Here is a 21,638-nt window from a genome sequence, read left to right on the forward strand (position 1 = left end):
TCAATTCGGCTGGATGCCGGCCTCGCGGATCACCTTGCCCCAACGTGCGATGTCGGCAGCGATGACCGCCGCGAGTTCGGCGGGCGTGCTGCCGATCGGGCGAGCACCCTGCGCTTCCAGCGCCGCGACCATGTCGGGCGCCCTCAGGACCTCGGCGACGGCTTGCTGCGTTTTCGTGACGATGGCGTCCGGGGTTCCTGCCGGCGCCATCAACGCATACCACGACACCGCCTCCAGCCCGGCTATCCCGGTCGCCTCGGTCAGCGTCGGCACCTGCGGCAACGCCTTGCTGCGCTCGGGGCTGGCGACGGCCAGCGCCCGCAGCTGGCCGCCGTCGATCAACGGCTTGGCCGTCGAGAGCTGGGCGACGATCATCGTGACGTCGCCGCGCAGCACGTCGGTCAATGCCGGCGCGACGCCGCGATAGGGGACATGCGTCATCTCGAATCCAGCCGAGCGCGCAAGCAGTTCGGCGGCGAGATGGGCCAGACTGCCCGCGCCGGGCGAGGCATAGGTCAGCGGCGTGGTCTTCGCCCGGCCGAGCGCGACGAGCTCGGCCATGCTCCGGATCGGCGAATTCGCCGCTACCACCAGCGCGTTCTCGACGCTGGCGAGTTGGCTGATCGGGGCGAAATCCCTGACCGGATCATAGGGCAGGTTGGGGAAGAGGGTCGGGTTGACCGCCGCATTGCCGATCGGCATCAGCGCCAGCGTGTAGCCATCGGCCTCGGCCTTGGCGACGGCCGCCATCGCCGTATTGCCCTGAGCGCCGACGCGGTTCTCGACCGTGACCGGCTGCCCCCAGCGCTGCTGCAGTTTCTCGGCGAAGATGCGCGCGAGCGCGTCGGGCGCACCGCCGGCCGCGAAGCCGACGATGATCCGGATCGGCCTGGCTGGATAGTCTGCCTGCGCGAGGGCTCCGCGAACGCCTGCGCCGGACATGACCAGTGTTGCGATGATTTGCCGGCGATCGAGGCCCATGGTGAACCCTTCCAGACTGCAGGCGGCCAGCGTAGCACGACGTATGCCGCTACAGATGTGCAGCCAGCGCGTTGGCGAGCCGTACGAAGCCGGTGACGGGAATCTCTTCCGCCCGGGCCGTTGGCGAAAGCCCGGCCGCTTCGATGATAGCTGTCGGGTCGGCGAGCACGGCCTTGAGGCTCTGGCGCAGCATCTTGCGGCGCTGGCCGAAGGCGGCGAGCGTGACCCGTTCGAGCAGCCGGCGATCGCATGGCTCCGGCTGCTGGCGCGGCACGAGCTGGACGATCGAGGAGGTGATCTTGGGCTGCGGCACGAAGGCGGTCTTCGGCACGTCGAACAGGATCTTGGTCTCGCAGCGCCAGTTGGCGAGCACGGCCAGCCGGCCATAGGCGGCGCGCTGCTCGGGCGTCGCGACGATGCGCTCGGCGACCTCGCGCTGGAACATCAGCGTCAGCGAAGCCCACCAGGATGGCCAGGGCTCGGCGCTGAGCCAGCCGACCAGGAGGGGGGTTCCGATATTATAGGGCAGGTTGGCGACGATCCGGGCCGGGCTGCCGCCGAGCAGGCCGGAGAGGTCGACGGCGAGTGCGTCGCCATCCACGATCTCGAGCCGTCCCGGATAATGGGCGGCGATCTCGGCCAGCGCCGGCATGCAGCGCCGGTCGCGCTCGATGGCGATGACGCGGCCGGCGCCGTTCGCCAGCAGGGCACGGGTGAGCCCGCCGGGCCCCGGGCCGATCTCGACCACGGTCTGGCCTTCAAGCGGCCCTGCGGCGCGGGCGATCCGGCCCGTCAGGTTGAGATCGAACAGGAAATTCTGGCCGAGCGCTTTCTGCGCCATCAGCCCATGCCGCTCCACCACCTCGCGTAGGGGCGGCAATCCGTCCTGGGCGGTTGCATTGCTCACGCCGGCTCTCCGCATTCGGCAGCCGCCATGCGGGCCGCGAGCCGCAATGCCGCGCACAGGCTGTCCGGCCGGGCGATGCCCTTGCCGGCGATGTCGAAGGCGGTGCCGTGATCCGGTGAGGTCCGGATGAAGGGCAGGCCGAGCGTGACGTTGACGCCGTCATCGAAGGCGATCGTCTTGATCGGGATCAGCGCCTGGTCGTGATACATGCCGAGCGCCACGTCGTAGCCGGCGCGCGCCCGCGCATGGAACAGTGTGTCGGCCGGGTAAGGGCCGCTCGCCTCGATGCCAAGCGCCCGCAACCGCTCGATCGCGGGTGCGACGACCGCCGCATCCTCCTTGCCGAGCGCCCCGCCTTCGCCGGCATGCGGATTGAGGCCGCACAGCGCCAGCCGCGGGCTTGCGATACCGAAGCGGCGCTGCAGGTCCGCGGCCGCGATCCGGCCGGTCTCGACGATCAGCTCCGTCGTCAGCTGCCCGGGCACCGCCTCCAGCGGGATATGGATGGTCACCGGAATGACGGAGAGCTCTTCCGACCAGATCATCATCACCGGCCGTGGCGTGGCCTTACGCCCGCGACCCGCCAGCTCGGCCAGAAACTCGGTATGGCCCGGGTGCTGGAAGCCGGCGGCGTAGAGCACGCCCTTGGCGATCGGGTTGGTGACGAGCGCGGCGGCTCGTCCTGTCTGGACGGCTTCGACGCCCCGCTCGATGGCTTCGATCACGCCGGCGGCGTTGGCAGGATCGGGGACACCGGCTCGGGCCGATGAGCGGTTGCCGAGTTCGATCACAGGCAGCGCGGTGGCGAAGCAGGATTCGGCTTCACCCCAACCGACGCTGCGCAGCGGAATAGGCAGCCCGAGACGTTCGGCCAGCCCGGAAAGGTGTCCGATATCGCCGAGATAGGCGAAGGGCGCGATGGCGCGCTTCTCGCGTTGACGCCAGGCGGCGAGCGCGAGTTCGGGCCCGATCCCGGCCGGGTCGCCTTGGGTCAAAGCCAGGAGGCGCGGCTTCAAGTCCGCCTCCTCTCAGTCGCCTTTGCCAGAGCCGGCAACGTCGTCAGTTGCTGGAGGCGACGCCGTCGCCGGAGCTGCTCGAGCCGAGATTCTGCGAGTAGCTGATCTCGCCGAGCGTGCGCAGTTCCAGGCGGAACATCACGGTCCGGGTGTCCTTCGTCGAACCAGCCTGCCTGTCGGCGTAGGATTGCGAGTACGATACGTCGAAGATCGTGCACTCGTCCTGATAGCGCAGGCCCACCGATGTCCCCGCGGTCTGGAACGGGCCGGTGTTCGGATAGAGTGGGACGGCGCCGCCGGCGGGATTGGCCGTGTAGAGCGCCAGCGCGTCGCGGTAGCGCTCACGATCGTATTTGTACTTGTCGAGATCGAACAGCACGCTGCCCCGCACGCTCCAGTACTGGGCGAAGGAGACCGACTGGGTGAGGCTCAGGCCCTCCCGGCGCCGGGGAATGCCCAGATCCGGCTGCGGTTCGTAACGGCTGTAGGCGACCGAGGTCGACAGGAACTTGTAATTGAAGGCAGCGGAGGCATCGACGCGCTGCGTCTCGAATGTCGTTTCGTTGAAGCGCCCTCCGGCCTGGAGCAGCAGGCCCTTGAACGGCTGGAGCTGCGCCTTGGCGACATAGTCGGAGCGGCGGGTGTCCAGGCCCGAATTGAGCCCGGCATTGACGAGGTCGCCAGTGGCGAAGGAGTTGCGGCCGCCCAGATGGTAGGACTGGCCGACCAGCAGGTTGGCATAGGAATCCGTGCCGAACGTGCCGCTGTAGCGCAGCCCGATATTGGCGCGGCTGCCGCCCTCGACCCGGTCGTATCCGGAGAATTTGTTCCATTCGAACAGATTGGTGTCGTCGAAGACGAGGCTCTGCGCGTCCTCGTTGGCAACGCGCAGGCTGCTTGTCTCGTTCGGGCGGGCAACAACCTGCGCGACCGGCTCGAGGATATGCGTGCCCCAGGATGTCGAGGCGATGAAGGGGAACCGGTACATGAGGCCGATCGCCGGCATCGCGCGGCCGAACATCTCGTCCGAGGCATCGGCGATCGTGATGACGTTGGCGTTGGCGTATTTGGTCGTGTTCGGGTTGATCGAGAACACATCGGCCCTGAGCGAGGCGTAGGGCGTCCAGACCTGGCCGATCGGATCGACGAAATTGCGGCGCCAGTCGACCTGGGCGGTGGCGCGTGCGATCGAGCCGGCGAGGCCCGTCACAAGGCACTGCCCTTTCTGATAGACCGCGCAGCCGTCGTACAGAGCGTTGGGCGTGGTCAGCAGGTAGCTCTTCTGGATCGGCAGTTCCTTGAAGGAAGCAGCCTCGCGCGTGAGATTGGTGATGTTGACGTTGAACGACAGCTCGCCGCCAATCATAGACGGCTTGTGGATGCGCTTGTTGTAGTCGACGACCGGCCCGACGATCGGCTGCTGCTTCTGCCAGTCGGAAGAGGTCAGGGGCTGGAAGTAATAGGCGCGCATATCGAACCACGCGTCCGCGCTCTGGCCGTTGAGCGCGACGGTCGACGTCGATTCCTGCAGGTAGGTCGAAGCGGTGAGACTCTCGCTGCGGATCCGGTAATTCTTGAAGAAGAAGCGATCGGTCGCGGCGGCGACGTCCCAGCTGAAGTTCCAGCGTGGGTTGATGTACAGCTTGCCGGAGCTCTCGACCGAGCCGCGGAATTCATCATCGCCGGCGCCGTATGGGCTCGCCAGAAAAGCCTTCTGGTCCTGCTGGAAGATGCCGGCGGCGCGGATGTTATACGAGCCGTTGACGAAGCGGTGCCGCCACTCGGCCTGGCCGAGCAGGCCCTGGCGCGAGAGGTAGGTCGGCGTCACCGTCACATCGTAGTTCGGCGCGAGATTGATGAAATAGGGCAGGCCGAGGCCGTAGCCGAGCGCCGAGGTGTTGATGAACTGCGGCGCCAGGAAACCGGTCTTGCGCTTAACGGTCGCGTCCGGTCCCGACATGAACGGGATGTAGGCGATCGGGACGCCGGCGAATTCCAGCCGCGCATCCTCGTAATAGATCATCTGCTCGGCTTTTTTGTGGATGATCCGGGCAGCGCGCACCTGCCAGAAAGGCGGGCGCTCGGGTTGATCCACGCACGGTTCGCAGGCGGTATAGATGCCCTTGTCGAAGACGAAGACCTCGCCGTCGGTACGCTCGGCGCGCGGTGCCGAGAATCGGGTCTTGTCGGTATTCACGACGCGCAGCGAATCGATGAAGCCGTCGCGGAAATCGTCGGTCAGGTTGAAGCGGTCGCCGGTGATCACCGTGCCGTTGGATTCGGTGATGCGGGCGTTGCCGGTCGCGACGACGCGCTTGCTCTGGCGGTTGTAAACGACGCGGTCGGCCTCGATCGTGCGGCCTTGATAGAGAATCTGGACATCGCCGACCGCGGAGACGGTGTTGTTGTCCTTGTCGTAGACGAGCTCGCGCGCATCGACGACCATGCGCTCCTGCGGCTTGGCAGCCGGAGCTTGGGCATAGGCAAGACTCGTCCAGCCGAGGACCGGGGCAAGCGTGGTCGCCAACGCGGTCGCAGCTGCAAGGCGCGTGATGCGTCTTACGCCGGAAGCCATGAACTCAATCCAAAATTAACCATAGCCACCGTATTCTCAGCCATCTTCCTGATGGAGGAGGGCGAGCGCGCCGAGGAGCGTGCCCACGACCGCGGGCAGCCAAGCGGCCACCGAGGCGTTGACGATCCCCGATGAGCCAAGCTCCTCAGATAACTGCGTCGCAACATAGAGCATGAACCCGGCCGCCACGCCACCTACCACCAATCTGGTCACACCACCAAACCGGAAAAATCTTAAGGAAACGGATGCCGCGACCAGGATCATGGCGATCAGCAGCAGCGGCCGCGCCTTGAGGGCTTCGTAGCGTAATTCATAGCGCGTCGTGTCGAGACCCGCCTTCTGGGTCCGATCGAGCACGGCGGGCATCGACCAGAACCCGACCGAGTCAGGCGGAGTGAAACTTTGTCGCACCTGGTCGGGCTCCAGCGTCGTCGCGACCAGGTATGTCGAGTAGCTCTGTGGCTCTTCCGTGGCCGTGGTGACGCGCGCCTCCGACAATTCCCAATAACCGCGATACAGCACCGCCTGTTTCGCCTCGATGCGCTCGCTGAAGCCGCCATCGGGCGAGAAGGTGAAGAAGGCCACCTGGGTAAGCCCCACGCCGTCCTGCAGCGCCGCCGCTGCCCGGATGATCGCCTGGCCGTCGACGCCGCGCTGGCGAAGCCAGATCTCCTTGCCGACGACCTGCCCGGTCCTGGCGAAGAGAGAGGCTTCTAGCGCGGTGGCACGCTGCTTCATCTCGGCAGCGATCGGATTGTAGACCCCGATCGAGATCAGGCCGACCATTCCGGCGACCAGGGCCGCAGGCTGCAGGAATTGCCAGGCGGAGATCCCGACCGAACGGGCGACGACCAGCTCGAGCTTTCGGCTCAGGTTGAGCAGCGCGAACATGCCGCCGAACAGCACGGCGAACGGGAATATCTGCTCGGCGACGGAGGGCGCGCGATAGAGCGCGAGCTGGATGATGCTCGGCGTCGTCGCGGTCGGCGAATCGCCGGCCCGCCGCATCAGTTCGACGAAGTCGAGCGTCGCGATCAGGAAGAAGAAGGTGCCGAACACGCTGAGGATCGCGCGTAGGAAGCGCTGCGTCAGATAGCGGCCGAAGGTCGTGAACAGCAGCATCAGGCCCGCCGGAATCGAGCTGTCAGCGCGACGAACGGCGCGATCAGCGGCTCCGTCAGCCTGTCGATCAGCACACGGGTGCGCGAGCCGAAACCGATCGCGAGGGCCGAGACCAGGATCGTTCCAAGCGGCAGGATGTAGAGCAGGGCAGCCGCGAGGGGCGAGCGCACGCTGGCGGTCCAGGCGGCATAGGCGCCGATCCTGATGGCGCCGACGAGGAAGATGGCGATCTGGATCGCGGCGGCGCGGCCCTGCCGGGTGGTGCGCGCCTCGCCGAGGATGGCGAAGGCGACCAGCATGAAGGCGATCGGATAAAGCGGCGCCGAGAGCCGGTTGTGCAGCTCGGCCCGGAAGCGGCCTTCCTGGATCTTGTAGTAGGGCTCGTTCGGGTTCTGGTTGAGCAGCGCCCAGGTGGTGCGTTCGCGTGGCTTGTAGATCACTTTGTCGCCATCACCGCTACCGCTGGCGGCGCCGTCGGAATCGCCGGTCAGTGCCGAGAGATTGAGCGCATAGCGTTCGAACGAGATGATCGAGCTCGAGTTCTGGTTGCGGCTCTCGCGCTGGATCGTGCCCTTCTCCAGCATCAGGAAGCTGTTGCCGTCAGCCTCGGCCGACTGGCCGCGTTCGGCGATATAAACGGCGGGTTGGTTGGGGTCGCGCCGGTCCTGCATGAAGATGCCGAGAAGGGCCTGCCCTTGCCGCTCGCGATAGTGGAAGGTGACACCGGAATCGAGCGAGACGAACTGGCCTTCCTTCACCACATTGGCGACGAAGTCAGCGCGGATCAGCGTGATAAGGTCGCGCAACGCCCGGAAACCGGCCGGCATCACCCCCAGCGACATCCAGCCGACGAGGATGGAGGTTATCAGCGTCAGCACGATGAAGGGGCGCGTCAGCCGGCGCGGGGGGACGCCCGCAGCGTTCATCACGATCAGCTCGGAATCGCTGTTGAGCCGGTTCAGCGTGTAGAGCGTCGCCATGAACAAGGCGACGGGCGCGATACCCGCAATCAGCGCCGGCAGCGAGAGCAGGGTCGCAGTGAAGAAGATCAGGACCGTCTGGCCCTTGCCGGTGATGAGGTCGACCTCGCGCAGCGCCTGCGTCACCCAGATCACGCTCGTCAGGCCGACGAGCAGAATCACCGCCGCACCGGCGGCGATCTTCAGGATATAGCGGTCGAGAAGTCCGAAACGCACGAGGGTGACGATCCTGGGGCCTGCTAGCCTTGAAGAAGGCGCTCCCCTTGGACGGCTCGCCTCGAACTCCCTATGGTATAGCTTCGATCATGGCGCAAACGGGAATCGTTTGTGGCCTTTGCGAGCCCCGATCCGGATCAGCTCTTCCCAGCCCTATCCCGCAAACCGTGAGCCTTCGATGTCGCAGCGCCTGAAGCTTGAGGTCAAAGCCCTGAACGCCATTGCCGGGGAGGATCTCGTCATCCTCGTCTCGGACAGGCTGGCGCCGCCGAAGGCTGCCGAGGAGTGGATCGGGTCCGGCGCCCATGCCCTGATCGCGCGCGCCGCCGCCGCCGACCGCTTCAAGGGCAAGGCGCTCTCCGGGCTCGCGCTGCTGGCGCCGGATGACGCAGGCTATGAGCGCCTGATCCTGGTCGGCATCGGGCCGGAATCCGAGCGCGGCAAGCTCGATTTCGCCGCGCTCGGCGGCGCCATCGCCGGCCGGCTCGGCCATGGTCGCAGTGCCGACATCGTCGCGGCGCTGCCCGAAGGCGAGCTCTCCGCCGCCGACATTGCCGAGATCGGACTCGGCCTGCGGCTGAGGAGCTATGTCTTCGACCGCTACAAGACCAAGAGCCGAGACAAGGACCAGGCCGAGCCGAAGACCGTGACGCTGCGCGTGGCCGATCCGGCCGCGGTCAAGAAGGCGCTGAAGGCACGCGAGGCGATCGCGGGCGGCGTCGAGCTCGCTCGCGATCTCGTGAACGAGCCGCCGAACGTGCTCTTCCCCGAAGAGTTCGCCGAACGCGCGGGCAAGCTCGAGAAGCTTGGCGTCGAAGTCGAGATTCTCGACGAGAAGGAGCTGAAGAAGATCGGCATGCGGGCGCTGCTTGGCGTCGGCCAGGGCTCGCACCGCGAGAGCCGCGTCGTGGTGATGCGCTGGAATGGCGGGGCCAAGGGCGAGAAGCCGGTCGCCTTCGTCGGCAAGGGCGTGACCTTCGACACCGGCGGCATCTCGATCAAGCCGGCCGGCGGCATGGAGGACATGAAGGGCGACATGGCCGGCGCGGCCTGCGTCACTGGGTTGATGCAGGCACTGGCTGGCCGCAAGGCCAAGGTCAACGCCATCGGCGTGATCGGCCTGGTCGAGAACATGCCAGACGGCAAGGCCCAGCGGCCCGGCGACATCGTCACCTCGCTCTCCGGCCAGACCATCGAGATCATCAACACCGACGCAGAGGGCCGGCTCGTCCTCGCCGACGTGCTCTGGTACACGCAGGAGCGCTTCAAGCCGGTCTTCATGGTCAATCTGGCGACCCTGACCGGCGCGATCCTGGTCGCGCTGGCGCAGGAGAACGCCGGGCTTTTCTCCAATAGCGACGAGCTGGCCGAGCGGCTGGCGACCGCCGGCAAGGCGACCGGCGAGACCGTCTGGCGCATGCCGCTTGGCGCAGCCTACGACAAGATGATCGATTCCAAGTTTGCCGACATGAAGAATTCGGCCGGCCGCCATGGCGGCTCGATCACGGCGGCGCAGTTCCTGCAGCGCCATGTCAACGACACGCCCTGGGCCCATCTCGACATCGCCGGTACCGGCATGGGTTCGCCGAACAGCGAGACCAACCGCTCCTGGGGCTCGGGCTGGGGCGTGCGCTTGCTCGACCGGCTGGTAGCGGACGACTACGAAAGCTAATTTCGTCCATCAGCCGAATCTCGCAAAGAATTGATCGAACTGGGTTATGGCCGAGGTCCTGTTCTACCATCTCCAGGCGCGCCCGCTCGAGCAGGTCATTCCGACCCTGCTCGAGCGGTCACTGGCTCGTGGCTGGAAGGTGGTGGTCGAGCTGTCGAGCCGCGAGCGCCTCGCCGCGCTCGACGACCGGCTCTGGACCTATGTGGATGAAGCCTTCCTGCCGCATGCGACGGCGGCTGAGCCGGATGCCGCTGCAAACCCGATCGTGCTCACCACAGCCCCCAACAACCCGAATGGCGCGCAAGTCCGCTTCTGCGTCGATGGTGTCCGTATTCCCGACGCATTGGATGCTTACGAGCGCGTCATCCTGATGTTCGATGGCGACGATCCCGATGCGCTCGCCTCGGCCCGTGAAGACTGGAAAAAGCTGCGGACGCTCGGCGTTGCCGCCACCTATTGGCAGCAGGACGAGACCGGCCGCTGGGAGAAGAAAGCGTGAAAGTTCCTGTTGCCCTGGGCTTTGCCTCGGTTTTGGCGGCTGCACTCGCCGGCTGCTCCGTCGACATGGGCGGATTCTCCTTCGTGTCCAACGAACGCGGCACCAGCACCAGCAGCGCCTCGGCCCGCGTCTCGACACAGGAGGCGATGCTGACGCCGGAAGGCGAATGCAGCGCCGATGTCTCGCTCGATCCATCGACGCGGCCGCTGCCGAAGGAGATCGCCGTCGGCATCACCGAATGCGAGCTCGTCAGGCTCAAGGGCAAGCGACCGACAGACGTCCTGATCGGCGACAATGGCAAGGGGCAGCGCGAGGTTCAGGTGCTCTATTCCGAGCCGGGCAATCGCGAGATCTATATGTTCACCGACAACCGCCTGGGCCGGATCGTCAAGCCGGGCCAGCCCGAGCAGCAGGGCTGATACCGAAGCCGGCCGGCCGAGGAACCCATCTCTGACGCGACCAAGGAGGCCGTTCGATCGCTGGGTTCATCTGCTGCCGAGCGAAACGGCCAAGGCGCAGAGGCGGGAGTATCGACATGCAGGTTCAGTGGCAGAGGCGGGCGGCGCTCGGCGGCCTGGGGCTCTTGGGCGCTGTGCTGATGGCGGCATCGCCCGCGGCGGCGCAGGTGGTCGATTTCCGCTCCTCCGACCGCGAGATGAATCGCGCGATCGCCGCGGCGCGCAAGACTCTGCCGGATTTCGTCGCGCTCTATCGCAGTGGCAAGGGCGAGCGGCATGCCGTGAAAGTCGCGATCCCGTATGATCGCGGGCGCGAGCACATCTGGATGAACCTGACGGCCGTCGAAGGCGACGTCTTCACCGGCCGGCTCGCCAACGATCCCGTCCATCTCGGCAGTTTGAACAAGGGCGACAGCTACCGCGTCGGCACGGCGATGATCAGCGACTGGAATTACATGTCGGGCGGGCAGATGCATGGCAGCTACACCACCCGCGTCGCGGTCAAGAAACTCACGCCGGGGCAGGTCAGGGAGCTCGGCCTCAATCTCGCGCCGCTGCCCTGAGTCTCAGGCGCTCTCCAGCTCCTCGCTCAGCATCAGCCACTCCTCTTCGGCCGCCGCCAGCGCCTCGGTCAATTCGCCGCGCTGGCGCGAGAGCTGCAGCGCCTTCTCCGGCTCGCGCGCGAAGGCACCGTTGGCAAGCGCGCCGTCGACCTTCTCGATCAGCCCGGTCAGCTTGGCGATGCGGGCCTCGGCGAGGTTGAGCTTCTGCCTGAGCGGGCCTTGTGCCTGGCGCTTGGCCGCCGCGCCCTTGCGTTCCTCGGCCTTGTTCGCGCTGTCCGCTTCCGCCTTGCCGCGCTGGGCCGGCTTGTCGCGGCCGAGTACGAAGTCGCGATAGGCGTCCATGTCGCCGTCGAAGCTCTTCACCGTGCCGTCCCCGACCAGCCAGAGCCGGTCGGCGCAGGCCTCGATCAGGAAGCGATCGTGGCTGACCAGGATGACGGCGCCGGGGTAGTCGTTGATCGCGTTGACCAGCGCGGTGCGGCTGTCGATGTCGAGATGGTTGGTCGGCTCGTCGAGGATCAGCAGATGCGGGCCGCCGAAGGTGGCGATGCCGAGCATCAGCCGTGCCTTCTCGCCGCCGGAGAGGTTCTTGACCGGCGTGTCGGCCTTGTTGGCAGGAAAGCCGACTTGCGCGGTGCGGGCCCGCACGCGCGCTTCCGGGGCATCCGGCATCAGCTCGCGGATATGGCCGACAGGCGTGTCCTCCATCCGCAATTCGTCGAGCTGGTGCTGGGCGAAATAGGCCGTCTCCAGCTTGGACGAACGCCGCATCTCGCCTGAGAGCGGCGCAAGGCGCCCGCCGATCAGCTTGCAGAAGGTCGACTTGCCGTTGCCATTGGCCCCGAGCAGGGCGATGCGGTCGTCCGGCGCCAGCGACAGGTTGAGCCGCGACAGCACCTTGCGCTCGCCATAGCCGGCGCTGGCGCTCTCCAGCACGATCATCGGCGGCGAGAGCGGCCGTTCCGGCGCGGGGAAATTGAACGGCTGCACGTCGCGATCCTGGACGACCGCGATCTCCTGCATCTTCTCCAGCCGCTTGACGCGCGACTGGGCCTGGCTGGCCTTCGACGCCTTCGCCTTGAAGCGGTCGACGAAGGATTGCAGGTGCTTGCGCTCGGCCTCCTGCTTCTCGCGCGCCTTGGCGAGATGGGCCTGCTTCTCGGCCCTGAGCTTCTCGAAAGCGCTGTAGCCGCCGCGATAGATGGTGAGCTTGCCCTGGTCGAGATGCAGGATGTGGTCGACGCAGGTGTCGAGCAATTCGCGGTCGTGGCTGACCACCAGCACCGTGTGTGGATAGCGCTCGAGATAGTCGTAGAGCCAGAGCGTGCCTTCGAGATCGAGATAGTTGGTCGGCTCGTCGAGCAGCAGGAGATCGGGCTCGGAGAACAGCACGGCGGCGAGGGCGACGCGCATGCGCCAGCCGCCGGAAAAGTCCGAGCAGGGGCGCTGCTGCGCCTCTTCGTCGAAGCCGAGCCCGTACAACACGGTCGCGGCCCGCGCCGGTGCGGAATGGGCGCCGATATCGGCGAGCCTTGTCTCGATCTCGGCGATCCGCATCGGATCGGTCGCGGTCTGGGATTCCTTCATCAGCGCCGCGCGCTCGCTATCGGCGGCCAGTACGACCTCGATCAGAGTTTCAGGTCCGCCGGGAGCTTCCTGCGCGACGCCGCCGATACGCATCCCCTTGGGCAGGGCGACATTGCCGCCCTCGGGCGAAAGATCGCCCGTGATGATGCGAAAGAGCGTCGTCTTGCCGGTACCGTTGCGGCCGACGAGGCCGACGCGCGACCCAGTGGGCAGGAAGGCGCTGGCCTTGTCGAGCAGGAGGCGTTCGCCGAGGCGATAGGTGATGTCATTGAGGGTCAGCATGGCGAGCGGGGTTTAGCGCGCTTTCGATCCGTCTGGAAACGGCTGAAGGCGAGAAATGACCGGGATCTGTGCGCGGCGTTTTTGCTGCCTTTGGGGCAGGGCCACGATTTCTCCATTTTTCTGCCACGGCGTGGTCAGGGGCTCAGGTCACCGATGGACTGGGTAACGCACTGATTCGCAAAGAGGATCCATGCAGTTCGACTCTCTGGTCCGGCGCCCGCGCCGGGTATCGCTCGCAGCCGTAGTCGTCGCGCTGCTCGCTCTGGTCCTCGGCAGCGCCGCCGCGCTCGCCGCCTTCGCGCCGTTGCCTGGCGCGATGTGAGGAGGTTGCGGCGCGTTCCGCGCTTCAAGCAACGTTAACCGCGCTCGTGTTGGCTGTTTCGACCCAGTCGACGTCGGGCGGAGACCTGATTCGTGTTCAGCCTCAGGATCAGGCTTCCGGTCGCCATGCTGGCTCTGGCCCTGCTGGCCGCCCTGGCGGTGGGCTCGGCCGCCTATCTTGCCGTATCGAGCTGGGCGCAGGGCGCGGTGCGCGAGCGCATGCATGCCCTCGCCGAAAGCCATGTCCGCGCCATTGAGCGGCGCTGGTCGCAACTCCGCGCCGAGCTCGCCGTCCAGGCCCGCAGCGCCTTCACTGTCTCTGCGCTCGACGAGATCGGCAAATGGATGGAGCTCGGCCAGCACGATTACCGGAGCATCCTCGGCCATTATCAGGGCGACGGCTCGTTGCCTCTGGCCGAACGCATCGCCCGCACTGGCCGCGAGCATCAGCACGGCTATTCCTGGCGGCATGTGCCGATCCACGAGACCTATTCGGCGGCGCTGAAGCAGTTTAATTACGCCGACATCTACCTGGTCTCGCGCAAGGGCAGGGTGGTCTACAGCGTCACCAAAGGCCCTGAGTTCGGCCGCTTGCTGAGCGACGAGGACCTGGCCGGCACCGGCCTGGCGAAATCCGTGGCGATGGCGCGGGGCAAGGCCGCCGGCGAGCAGGTGGTGCTCGACTTCGCCCCCTACGATCCAGCCGGCGGCGATCCGCGCGCTTTCCTGGCGGCGCCCTTCTACGATGCCGAAGCGGGCGGGGGCGATCAGGTCGGGACGATCGTCATCGCCGTCGATACGCGTCTGATCGACGACGTGCTCGCCTTCAACCCGGTCGGCTCCAGCGCCGAGCGGATCTTCGTCATCGGCTCCGACGGGTTCATGCGCTCGAACCCCGCGGCGCGGCGCAATGGCGCTTCGCCGCGCGAGACGCTCGACCGCAATCGGCTGACCATGCAGCCGGAGAAGACGCTCATCCGCATGACCAGCCATGACGGCCAGCCGCTCGTGGCGAGCGGCGAAGAGGTGGTGATCGGCGATTGGCGCTGGCTGCTCTGGCTGACCGCCCCGCAGGAGAGTGCCTTCGCGGTCGTCGGCAAGATCCGTAGCGCGGTCGTCTCTGCCGGGCTGCTGGTTCTGCTGCCGCTGTTCGGTATTGCGATCCTGCTCGGCTGGTCGGTGGCGCGTCCGATCGCGCGGCTTTCGGACAGGCTCGCCGGCGTCGCCGCGGGCCGGACGGAGGAGGAGATTCCCGGAGCCCGGCGGCGCGACGAGATCGGCGGTATCGCCAAGTCGATCGAGCTGATCCGCGAAACCCTGCGCGGGGAAGCGCAGCGCCGCGAGGCCGAGCAGGAGACGCGCCGGGCCGAGGCCGAGCAGCATCGCCGCGCTCTGCTAGGTGAACTGGCGAGTGAATTGGAGGATTCGGTGCGGGCCGTGTCGGCCTCGGTTTCCGTCTCGGCGGAAACCCTGGGCACGACGGCGCACCAGCTCGCCGAGAGTGCGCGCGAGGCCGAGGCAGGCGCCGCCGACACCGATAGCTCGACAGGCAACGCGATCCGCAGCGTCCGGTCGATCGAGCGCGCGGCGCAGGATCTGCTCGGCGCCGTCGACGCTCTGGCCACCGAGGTGCGTTCCTCGGACGCAACCGCAGGCCAGGCGCGCGCGCATGCGGATTCGGTGAGCCGAATCGTCGACGGCCTGTCCAATGGCGCTGCACGCGTCTCGGAAGTGGTCGGGCTGATCTCGGCGATCGCCGGTCAGACCAATCTGCTTGCGCTCAATGCCACCATCGAGGCTGCTCGCGCCGGCGAGGCGGGCAAAGGCTTTGCGGTCGTCGCCAGCGAGGTGAAGTCGCTCGCGACCCAGACCGCCAACGCGACGCAGGACATCGCCCGCCAGATCGAAGCGATGAACCAGGCGACCACAGCGACCGTCGAAGGTATCGTCGGCATCCGCGCCTTTGTGCAGGACCTGAACGAAGCGACGCAGCGGACTAGCCAGACCATGCAGCGCCAGCACGCCGCGACCCATGCCATCGCCGCCGAGGTCCTCGCCGCGACGCAGGAGATCGTCCTGATCGGGCAGGCCACCAGCCAGGTCGCGCTCGCCTCGCGCAACACCGCCGGAGCCTCCGAGGCGGTGCTGAAGGCGGCAAGCGAGCTGACTGCGCTGACCCAGGCGCTGACGGCGCGGGTCGATCACGTCATCGACGAGTTGCGCGTTGCCTGACGCCTTGTCGCGGGCGCCTGCGTTGGCTAACGCTTTGGCATGAGCCACACAGCTTTCTATGCCGGGTCGTTCGACCCTGTCACCAACGGCCATCTCGATATGATCGTCGCCGCTTGCCGGCTGGTCGACAGATTGGTCCTCGCCATCGGCGTCCATCCTGGCAAGGCGCCGATCTTTTCCGCCGAGGAGCGGGCTGAATTGCTGCGCGCCATCGCCGGCCCGGTGGCGGCGCAGTTCAAGACCGAGCTCGAGGTGACGACCTTTGCCGATTTGACGATCGACGCGGCCAAGCGTGCCGGCGCCACCATCCTGGTGCGCGGCCTGCGCGACGGCACCGATCTCGACCTTGAAATGCAGCTCGCCGGCATGAACCACACCATGGCGCCCGGCCTGCAGACCGTGCTGCTGCCCTCGACGCCACAGGCCCGGCACATCACCGCGACTTTGGTGCGCCAGATCGCCGCGATGGGCGGCGACGTCTCCTCCTTCGTTCCGCCCATCGTCAGCGACAGGCTCAAGGTCAAGTTCGCCAAGCGCTGACGCCTGCGCAAACGCCGTCGATGTGCATTTGCCTGATGGCGACATGCATTAGCGTTTGCAATTTGCAAACGCCGATGGTGTCTCTGGACTAATCTGAATCGGTGCGTGGTCCTGGCGCATCGTCCTCCAACGAGTGTTCCGATGCGCCTGTCCCGCTATTTCCTGCCGATCCTGCGCGATACGCCCAAGGAGGCGGAGATCGTCTCGCACCGGCTGATGTTGCGCGCCGGCATGATCCGCCAGCAGTCCGCCGGCATCTATTCCTGGCTGCCGCTCGGCCTGCGGGTCCTCAACAAGATCAGTGCAGTGGTGCGCGAGGAGCAGAACCGCGCGGGCGCCGTCGAGATCCTGATGCCGACGATCCAGTCGGCCGATCTCTGGCGCGAGAGCGGGCGCTATGACGCCTATGGCAAGGAGATGCTGCGCATCAAGGACCGGCATGACCGGGACATGCTCTACGGGCCGACGAATGAGGAGATGGTCACCGAGATCGTCCGCTCCTACGTCAAGTCGTATAAGGACCTGCCGCTCAACCTCTACCACATCCAGTGGAAGTTCCGGGACGAGGTCCGCCCGCGCTTCGGCGTGATGCGCGGCCGCGAGTTCCTGATGAAGGACGCCTATTCCTTCGATCTCGACAAGGAATCGGCGCGCCACGCCTACAACCGCATGTTCACCGCCTATCTGCGAACCTTCACCCGGCTCGGCCTCAAGGCGATCCCGATGCGCGCCGATACCGGCCCGATCGGTGGCGATCTTTCGCATGAGTTCATCGTGCTCGCCTCCACCGGCGAGAGCGAGGTCTTCTGCCACAGTGACTACCTGACCTTCGACACGCCGGCCGCGGACACCGATTTCGATAGCGTTTCCGGCCTGCAGGGCATCTTTGACAAGTGGACGAGCCTCTATGCCGCCACCGAGGAGATGCACGAGAAGGCTGCCTTCGACGCCATCCCCGCCGACAAGCAGGTTTCGGCGCGCGGCATCGAGGTCGGCCACATCTTCTATTTCGGCACCAAGTATTCCGAGCCGATGGGCGCGACCGTTGCCGGCCCTGACGGGCAACTGGTGCCGCTGCATGGTGGCTCCTACGGCATCGGTCCGAGCCGCCTCGTCGCCGCGCTGATCGAGGCCGGCCATGACGAGGGCGGGATCGTCTGGCCCGACGAGATCGCGCCTTTCGACATCGCCGTGCTCAACCTCAAGGTCGGCGATGCCGCGACCGACGGCGCCTGCGAGCAGCTCTACAAGGGGCTCGCCGCCAAGGGCTACGACATGGTCTATGACGACCGCGACGAGCGCCCGGGCGGCAAGTTCGCGACCGCCGACCTGATCGGCATCCCCTGGCAGATCATCGTCGGCCCGAAGGGGCTGGCCGAGGGCAAGGTCGAGCTCAAGCGCCGCGCTGGCGGCGAGCGCGAACTGGTCTCGCTCGAGGCGGCGCTGGCGCGCTTCCACGGCAAGAGCGCGGAGACGAACGCGTGAGCGGAGGAGGGCGGTCATGAGCGCCGTCGCCGAAGCTCCGGCCGCCGCGAGCGTGCCGACCGGCACGAAGGCCTTCGCCGGCTTCGAATGGCTGCTCGCCGGCCGCTATCTGCGCACGCGCCGGCGCGAGGGCTTCGTCTCGGTCATCGCCGGCTTCTCCTTCCTCGGCATCCTGCTCGGCGTCGCGACGCTGATCATCGTGATGTCGGTGATGAACGGCTTCCGCAAGGAGCTGCTGGAGAAGATCGTTGGCGTCAACGGCCATATCTTCGCGACCCCGATCGACCGGCCGCTCGACGATTACGAGCAGGTCGCGGCGAGGCTGCGCCAGGTCCAGGGCATCAAGCTGGCGATCCCGCTGGTCGAGGGGCAGGCGCTCGCCTCCTCGCAGGTCGGCAATGGCGGCGTGCTGGTGCGCGGCATCTCGGAAGAGGACATCAAGTCGATCCCCTTCATCGCCAATAATGTCCGGCAGGGCACGCTAGACGGTTTCGCCACCGCCAATGGCGTCGCGATCGGCCGGCGGCTCGCCGGCTCGCTCGGCCTGCAGGTCGGCGACACCATCACCATCGTCACCCCGCGCGGCGCCTCGACGCCCTTCGGCACGGCGCCGCGGATCAAGGCCTATCCGGTCACGGCGATCTTCGAGATCGGGATGTCGGAGTTCGACGCCTCGTTCGTCTTCATGCCGCTCGGCGAGGCCCAGGCCTATTTCAATCGCGACGGCGACGTGAACGTCATCGAGATCTTCATCAACGATCCCGACCAGACGCAGGCCGTGCGCGACCGGATCGAGCAGGACGCGCCGCGCCCGCTCGTGCTGTCCGACTGGCGCCAGCGCAACCGCACCTTCTTCAATGCGCTCGAGGTCGAGCGCAACGTGATGTTCATCATCCTGACCCTGATCGTGCTGGTCGCGACGCTGAACATCGTCTCCGGCCTGATCATGCTGGTGAAGGACAAGACCGAGGACATCGCGATCATGCGCACCATGGGCGCCTCGCGCGGCACGGTGCTGCGGGTGTTCCTGATCACGGGTGCGGCCATCGGCGTGTTCGGCACCTTCGCTGGCTTCGTCCTCGGCGTCGTCTTCGCCAAGAACATCCAGACCATCAACAAAGGGCTGAGCAGCCTACTGGGCGTCAACCCCTGGGATCCGACCGTGCGCTTCCTCAGTGACATCCCCTCGGTGATCGACTGGCGCGAAGTCGCGGCCGTGGTGGTGATGACGCTCGTCCTGTCGCTGCTGGCTACGCTCTATCCGGCCTGGAAGGCGGCGCGGCTCGACCCCGTCAAAGCCTTGCGGATGGGTTGAGGGCGCAATTCATGGCAACCGAGACCCCGGCGCTCTTCCTCTCGCAGATCGAGCGCTACTATCCGCAATCCGACGGCCCCCTCGAGGTGCTGCGCAAGGCCGATTTCGCGATCTGGCCGGGCGAGCTCGTGGCGCTGGTCGCGCCGAGCGGCACCGGCAAGTCGACCCTGCTGCATGTCGCCGGCCTGCTGGAAAGTCCCGATAGCGGCGAGGTCTTCATCGGCGGCGTGCCGACCTCGCGGCTCGACGACAAGGGCTTGACCCGGTTGCGGCGCACCGAGATCGGCTTCGTCTACCAGTTCCACCATCTCCTGCCGGAATTCACCGCGCTGGAGAATGTCGTGCTGCCGCAGCGCATTCGCGGCCTCGGCAAGGCCGAGGCGGAATCGCGCGCGACCGAGCTTTTGAGCTTCCTCGGTCTCGCTGAGCGGCTGGATCACCTGCCGGGCGAACTCTCAGGCGGCGAACAGCAGCGCGTTGCCATCGGACGCGCCGTCGCCAACGCGCCGCGCGTCCTGCTGGCCGACGAGCCGACCGGCAATCTCGACCCGCACACCGCGTTGCACGTCTTCAATACGCTGGTGGCGCTGGCGCGTGCCTCGGGCCTGGCAGCGCTGATCGCGACACATAATCTCGACCTCGCCGCCCGCATGGACCGGCAGGTCACGATCCGCGATGGGATGATCGTGCCGCTGGGCTGAGCGGTTATCCGGGGAAACACGCCGTCATTCCGGGACTTAGCGAGGCGAAGGGCCTGGAACCCAGAACCGATGTCGGTCGTGATGATGGCGCCCCTGCCGATACATTTCTCTCGTCAATGGTATCGGTTCTGGGTTCCAGGCTCGCGCCTGCGGCGCGCCCCGGAATGACGGCGCGGTTTCAGCGCCCGCCGCGGTCGTAGCACTCGGCGAAATAGAGCATGAAGGCGTCGACCAGCCCGTCCTCGTAAGGGGCGGTCTTCGCCTCCCAGCGTGCGACATAGGCGTCCCAGAGCTTGCCCTTGCGCGACGAGAGCAGGCCGTCGAGCCCCCGTCCAGCGTCAAGGCCTTCGGCGACCGCTTGCGGATCGAGATCCTCGACCAGCAAGCGCAGCGCGTGCTGCATCGCCGAATAGGTCTTGATCTGGTGGACCTTGAGGTCCCTGAAGCTCTCCTCGAACGCCTTCTGGGCGTTGAGATAGCCGCTGGTCGGCCGGCCGAAGATCAGCTTCAGCGCGTCCTCGATCGTCGGCGAGAATTTCAGCGGGTTGTTGTCCTGCGCCTGGATCATCGTCTGGTTGGAGCTACGCGCGATACGCTTGCTCTCGGCGCGCGCCGCCAGCAGCGCCTTCAGCTCGATGGCGATCAGGCGCATCAGCGCGCCGGTCTGCTCGGCGAAGGCGCCGGGATCCTGCCAGGACAATTCCTCGACCGGCAGCCCCGCGCCGCGCGCGAAGCGGGACATGAACTCGGCGTGCGAGATCGACGGGCCGCCGGACGGAGCACCCATCGGCGGAGGCGGGGGTGGGGCAGCCGCAGGTCGCGGTGGCGGCTCGTAGGGGGCATCGAAGCTTGGGCGTGAGGGCGGCTCGGCTGAGGCTTCATCCCAAGGGTTGCCGGCAGACGCCGCCGAGGGGGGCCGGCGCGGCGTCGGGATAGGCGCGATAGGCTCAGGCTCGGGCGCCGGCGGTGTCTGGTAGGGCGCCCAGGCCAGATCATCCTGACGCGGCGCAGGCGCCTGCGGGGGCGGCGGCGGCGCTGGATAGGCCTGCGCCGGGTCCGACGGCGTCGGAATGTCGGCGGCCCAATCGATGAAGGGCGCGTGCACCGGCTGGTATTTCTGCGGCGGGATCAGGTCGCGGCGGGCGATCGGCGGCGCTTCGTCGCCGTTCGACTCCCACATCGATTCGCCGGGCGGCGGCGGCATCGGCGGCCGCTCGGCCAGGCCGGGTGATCCGCGCTCGGCTTCGTCGATCGCGACCGCGATGATGTACTGGCCGATCTCGAGCCGGTCGCCATGCTGCAGCCGGTAGGGCGATTGCACCCGGTAGGCGCCGCCATTGACGAAGGTGCCGTTGGTCGAGATGTCGCGCAGCCAATAGGCGTTGTCGCTGAAGCGAACCTCGCAATGGCGCCCGGAGACAGCGCGGCTGGGATCGGGCAGGCACCAGTCGAGATGCTGGTCGCGGCCGATGTCGAGCCCGCGCCCGCCGCTCAGCGTCACGCTGAGCGGGCCGCCATCCGGCAGCGAGGCCTGATTCTCGATCGTCAGCGTCAGCGCCATGTCGGGCCGCCCGCTTCATCGACGCCGAGCACCGGCCGCCGCATCGGCGCCGGGGCCATGCTACGCTCTCGTTCTGCCGCTATCGTCATCGATCAGACGAATGCACGCTTCGACGCAATTTCGCAATGCGACATCACGCTCGCGCTCCGGGACCCGGCCGAGCGCCACCAGCACGGCGGCGCTCGTGATCTTGGCGGTGAGGTCGGGCGGGCAGGGCACCGGGTGGCTCGCCAGCATGCTGCCGCCCGAATAGCCCGCCGCCCGGGCGATCCAGGTGCCCGGCTCCTCGCTGTCGCCAGCCTCGGCTGCGGCGAGCGCGGCCCAGCGCAGGGCGTCGCTGGGATCGCGTACCCAGGCCTCGGCCGCTTGCAGGCCGGGATCGGGGGCAGCGCTCGGCGGGCGCATCCGCTGCACGGTCTGTATCGCCCACCAGACTGCCTCGCGGCGCGGCAGGATGAAGGCGCAGAAGCCGATCGCCTCCTTCGGCTGGGGGCCTTTGGTCAGGCGCGCCAGAAAGCTCAGGGTCGGCTCGGTCGTCGGCGGCGTGCCGACGAACTCCCCGAGAACGGGAAAGGCATCGAAAACCTCGCGGGCCGTGCTGAAGCGGAGCCGGGTCATGTTGTGC

Annotated in this window: 19 protein-coding genes; 10 read left to right on the plus strand and 9 right to left on the minus strand. The window is 67.0% G+C overall.

All coding sequences use genetic code 11. From position 1 onward, the window contains the following. The 6 genes from ASE66_RS26330 to lptF are packed head-to-tail and all read right to left on the minus strand — an operon-like array spanning position 1 to position 7,797. Entirely contained in the window at positions 1 to 981 is a 981-nt protein-coding gene (locus ASE66_RS26330) for a Bug family tripartite tricarboxylate transporter substrate binding protein (protein ID WP_057192677.1), read from the minus strand. A 49-nt stretch (positions 982 to 1,030) separates the two neighbouring features. Then, a complete protein-coding gene (gene rsmA / locus ASE66_RS26335; RefSeq protein ID WP_057192678.1) occupies positions 1,031 to 1,903 on the minus strand; it encodes a 16S rRNA (adenine(1518)-N(6)/adenine(1519)-N(6))-dimethyltransferase RsmA in 873 nt (290 codons plus the stop codon). Then, the gene (pdxA, locus tag ASE66_RS26340; RefSeq protein WP_057192679.1) at positions 1,885 to 2,904 is read right to left on the minus strand and encodes a 4-hydroxythreonine-4-phosphate dehydrogenase PdxA; all 1,020 of its coding nucleotides are present in this window, start codon (positions 2,902 to 2,904) and stop codon (positions 1,885 to 1,887) included. Before pdxA ends, rsmA begins: the two co-directional genes overlap by 19 nt. Positions 2,905 to 2,947: 43 nt before the next feature. Then, entirely contained in the window at positions 2,948 to 5,479 is a 2,532-nt protein-coding gene (locus ASE66_RS26345) for an LPS-assembly protein LptD (RefSeq protein ID WP_082613741.1), read from the minus strand. Between the two features lie 36 nt (positions 5,480 to 5,515). Next, positions 5,516 to 6,601 carry an LPS export ABC transporter permease LptG gene (gene lptG, locus ASE66_RS26350; protein WP_057192680.1) on the minus strand — a complete coding sequence of 362 codons (1,086 nt, stop codon included), beginning with the start codon at positions 6,599 to 6,601 and terminating at the stop codon, positions 5,516 to 5,518. Continuing rightward, the gene (lptF, locus tag ASE66_RS26355; protein WP_057192681.1) at positions 6,601 to 7,797 is read right to left on the minus strand and encodes an LPS export ABC transporter permease LptF; all 1,197 of its coding nucleotides are present in this window, start codon (positions 7,795 to 7,797) and stop codon (positions 6,601 to 6,603) included. The genes lptG and lptF overlap by 1 nt, the downstream gene beginning before the upstream one ends. Before the next feature lie 178 nt (positions 7,798 to 7,975). On the opposite strand from lptF, the gene ASE66_RS26360 reads away from it, so the two are divergent. The 4 genes from ASE66_RS26360 (at position 7,976) to ASE66_RS26375 (ending at position 10,989) form a co-directional block, all read left to right on the plus strand. Then, the gene (locus ASE66_RS26360) at positions 7,976 to 9,469 is read left to right on the plus strand and encodes a leucyl aminopeptidase (RefSeq protein ID WP_057192682.1); all 1,494 of its coding nucleotides are present in this window, start codon (positions 7,976 to 7,978) and stop codon (positions 9,467 to 9,469) included. A gap of 46 nt (positions 9,470 to 9,515) precedes the next feature. Next, positions 9,516 to 9,968, plus strand: coding sequence for a DNA polymerase III subunit chi (locus tag ASE66_RS26365; protein WP_057192683.1), 453 nt, complete (start codon positions 9,516 to 9,518; stop codon positions 9,966 to 9,968). Continuing rightward, positions 9,965 to 10,387 (plus strand): hypothetical protein, encoded by a 423-nt coding sequence (locus ASE66_RS31630; protein ID WP_082613742.1) that lies wholly within the window; start codon positions 9,965 to 9,967, stop codon positions 10,385 to 10,387. The genes ASE66_RS26365 and ASE66_RS31630 overlap by 4 nt, the downstream gene beginning before the upstream one ends. 116 nt (positions 10,388 to 10,503) lie before the next feature. Continuing rightward, a complete protein-coding gene (locus ASE66_RS26375; RefSeq protein WP_057192684.1) occupies positions 10,504 to 10,989 on the plus strand; it encodes a DUF2314 domain-containing protein in 486 nt (161 codons plus the stop codon). Positions 10,990 to 10,992: 3 nt separating this feature from the next. On the opposite strand, the gene ASE66_RS26380 is transcribed toward ASE66_RS26375, so the two are convergent. Beyond that, positions 10,993 to 12,858: an ABC-F family ATP-binding cassette domain-containing protein gene (locus ASE66_RS26380; protein ID WP_057192685.1), complete on the minus strand. Its 1,866-nt coding sequence runs from the start codon at positions 12,856 to 12,858 to the stop codon at positions 10,993 to 10,995. Positions 12,859 to 13,048: 190 nt separating this feature from the next. Here ASE66_RS26380 and ASE66_RS33755 point away from each other — a divergent pair, with 190 nt between their 5' ends. From ASE66_RS33755 to ASE66_RS26405, 6 genes are all read left to right on the plus strand, one after another. Next, entirely contained in the window at positions 13,049 to 13,180 is a 132-nt protein-coding gene (locus tag ASE66_RS33755; RefSeq protein WP_274532973.1) for a hypothetical protein, read from the plus strand. 92 nt (positions 13,181 to 13,272) lie between these two features. Further along, positions 13,273 to 15,411: a methyl-accepting chemotaxis protein gene (locus ASE66_RS26385; RefSeq protein ID WP_057192686.1), complete on the plus strand. Its 2,139-nt coding sequence runs from the start codon at positions 13,273 to 13,275 to the stop codon at positions 15,409 to 15,411. Between the two features lie 39 nt (positions 15,412 to 15,450). Then, positions 15,451 to 15,951 (plus strand): pantetheine-phosphate adenylyltransferase, encoded by a 501-nt coding sequence (coaD, locus tag ASE66_RS26390; protein WP_057192687.1) that lies wholly within the window; start codon positions 15,451 to 15,453, stop codon positions 15,949 to 15,951. A gap of 141 nt (positions 15,952 to 16,092) precedes the next feature. Then, on the plus strand, positions 16,093 to 17,436 hold the full coding sequence (gene proS, locus ASE66_RS26395) for a proline--tRNA ligase (protein WP_057192688.1): 1,344 nt from the start codon (positions 16,093 to 16,095) through the stop codon (positions 17,434 to 17,436). A 16-nt stretch (positions 17,437 to 17,452) separates the two neighbouring features. Next, positions 17,453 to 18,751, plus strand: a complete 1,299-nt coding sequence (locus tag ASE66_RS26400) for a lipoprotein-releasing ABC transporter permease subunit (protein WP_057192689.1) — start codon at positions 17,453 to 17,455, stop codon at positions 18,749 to 18,751. A gap of 11 nt (positions 18,752 to 18,762) precedes the next feature. Continuing rightward, positions 18,763 to 19,452 (plus strand): ABC transporter ATP-binding protein, encoded by a 690-nt coding sequence (locus ASE66_RS26405; protein ID WP_057192690.1) that lies wholly within the window; start codon positions 18,763 to 18,765, stop codon positions 19,450 to 19,452. Positions 19,453 to 19,630: 178 nt separating this feature from the next. Here ASE66_RS26405 and tagH read toward each other — a convergent pair whose 3' ends face one another. Next, positions 19,631 to 21,013, minus strand: coding sequence for a type VI secretion system-associated FHA domain protein TagH (gene tagH, locus ASE66_RS31635; RefSeq protein ID WP_082613743.1), 1,383 nt, complete (start codon positions 21,011 to 21,013; stop codon positions 19,631 to 19,633). A gap of 60 nt (positions 21,014 to 21,073) precedes the next feature. Then, complete coding sequence (locus tag ASE66_RS26415; protein WP_057192691.1) at positions 21,074 to 21,631, minus strand: DUF6931 family protein; 558 nt, start codon at positions 21,629 to 21,631, stop codon at positions 21,074 to 21,076. Between the last annotated feature and the right edge of the window lie 7 nt (positions 21,632 to 21,638).

Source organism: Allobosea sp. Root483D1, assembly GCF_001429505.1.
GTDB lineage: Bacteria > Pseudomonadota > Alphaproteobacteria > Rhizobiales > Beijerinckiaceae > Allobosea.

What these genes read in the sequence shown, in the direction of transcription:
- ASE66_RS26375 (WP_057192684.1), top strand. Translation starts at nt 10,504, where the DNA reads ATGCAGGTTCAGTGGCAGAGGCGGGCGGCGCTCGGCGGCCTGGGGCTC.
- ASE66_RS26380 (WP_057192685.1), bottom strand. Translation starts at nt 12,858, where the DNA reads ATGCTGACCCTCAATGACATCACCTATCGCCTCGGCGAACGCCTCCTG.
- ASE66_RS26405 (WP_057192690.1), top strand. Translation starts at nt 18,763, where the DNA reads ATGGCAACCGAGACCCCGGCGCTCTTCCTCTCGCAGATCGAGCGCTAC.
- ASE66_RS26360 (WP_057192682.1), top strand. Translation starts at nt 7,976, where the DNA reads ATGTCGCAGCGCCTGAAGCTTGAGGTCAAAGCCCTGAACGCCATTGCC.
- lptG (WP_057192680.1), bottom strand. Translation starts at nt 6,601, where the DNA reads ATGCTGCTGTTCACGACCTTCGGCCGCTATCTGACGCAGCGCTTCCTA.
- rsmA (WP_057192678.1), bottom strand. Translation starts at nt 1,903, where the DNA reads ATGCGGAGAGCCGGCGTGAGCAATGCAACCGCCCAGGACGGATTGCCG.
- ASE66_RS26400 (WP_057192689.1), top strand. Translation starts at nt 17,453, where the DNA reads ATGAGCGCCGTCGCCGAAGCTCCGGCCGCCGCGAGCGTGCCGACCGGC.
- ASE66_RS26365 (WP_057192683.1), top strand. Translation starts at nt 9,516, where the DNA reads ATGGCCGAGGTCCTGTTCTACCATCTCCAGGCGCGCCCGCTCGAGCAG.
- ASE66_RS26345 (WP_082613741.1), bottom strand. Translation starts at nt 5,479, where the DNA reads ATGGCTTCCGGCGTAAGACGCATCACGCGCCTTGCAGCTGCGACCGCG.
- ASE66_RS33755 (WP_274532973.1), top strand. Translation starts at nt 13,049, where the DNA reads ATGCAGTTCGACTCTCTGGTCCGGCGCCCGCGCCGGGTATCGCTCGCA.
- proS (WP_057192688.1), top strand. Translation starts at nt 16,093, where the DNA reads ATGCGCCTGTCCCGCTATTTCCTGCCGATCCTGCGCGATACGCCCAAG.
- tagH (WP_082613743.1), bottom strand. Translation starts at nt 21,013, where the DNA reads ATGGCGCTGACGCTGACGATCGAGAATCAGGCCTCGCTGCCGGATGGC.
- coaD (WP_057192687.1), top strand. Translation starts at nt 15,451, where the DNA reads ATGAGCCACACAGCTTTCTATGCCGGGTCGTTCGACCCTGTCACCAAC.
- ASE66_RS26330 (WP_057192677.1), bottom strand. Translation starts at nt 981, where the DNA reads ATGGGCCTCGATCGCCGGCAAATCATCGCAACACTGGTCATGTCCGGC.
- ASE66_RS26415 (WP_057192691.1), bottom strand. Translation starts at nt 21,631, where the DNA reads ATGACCCGGCTCCGCTTCAGCACGGCCCGCGAGGTTTTCGATGCCTTT.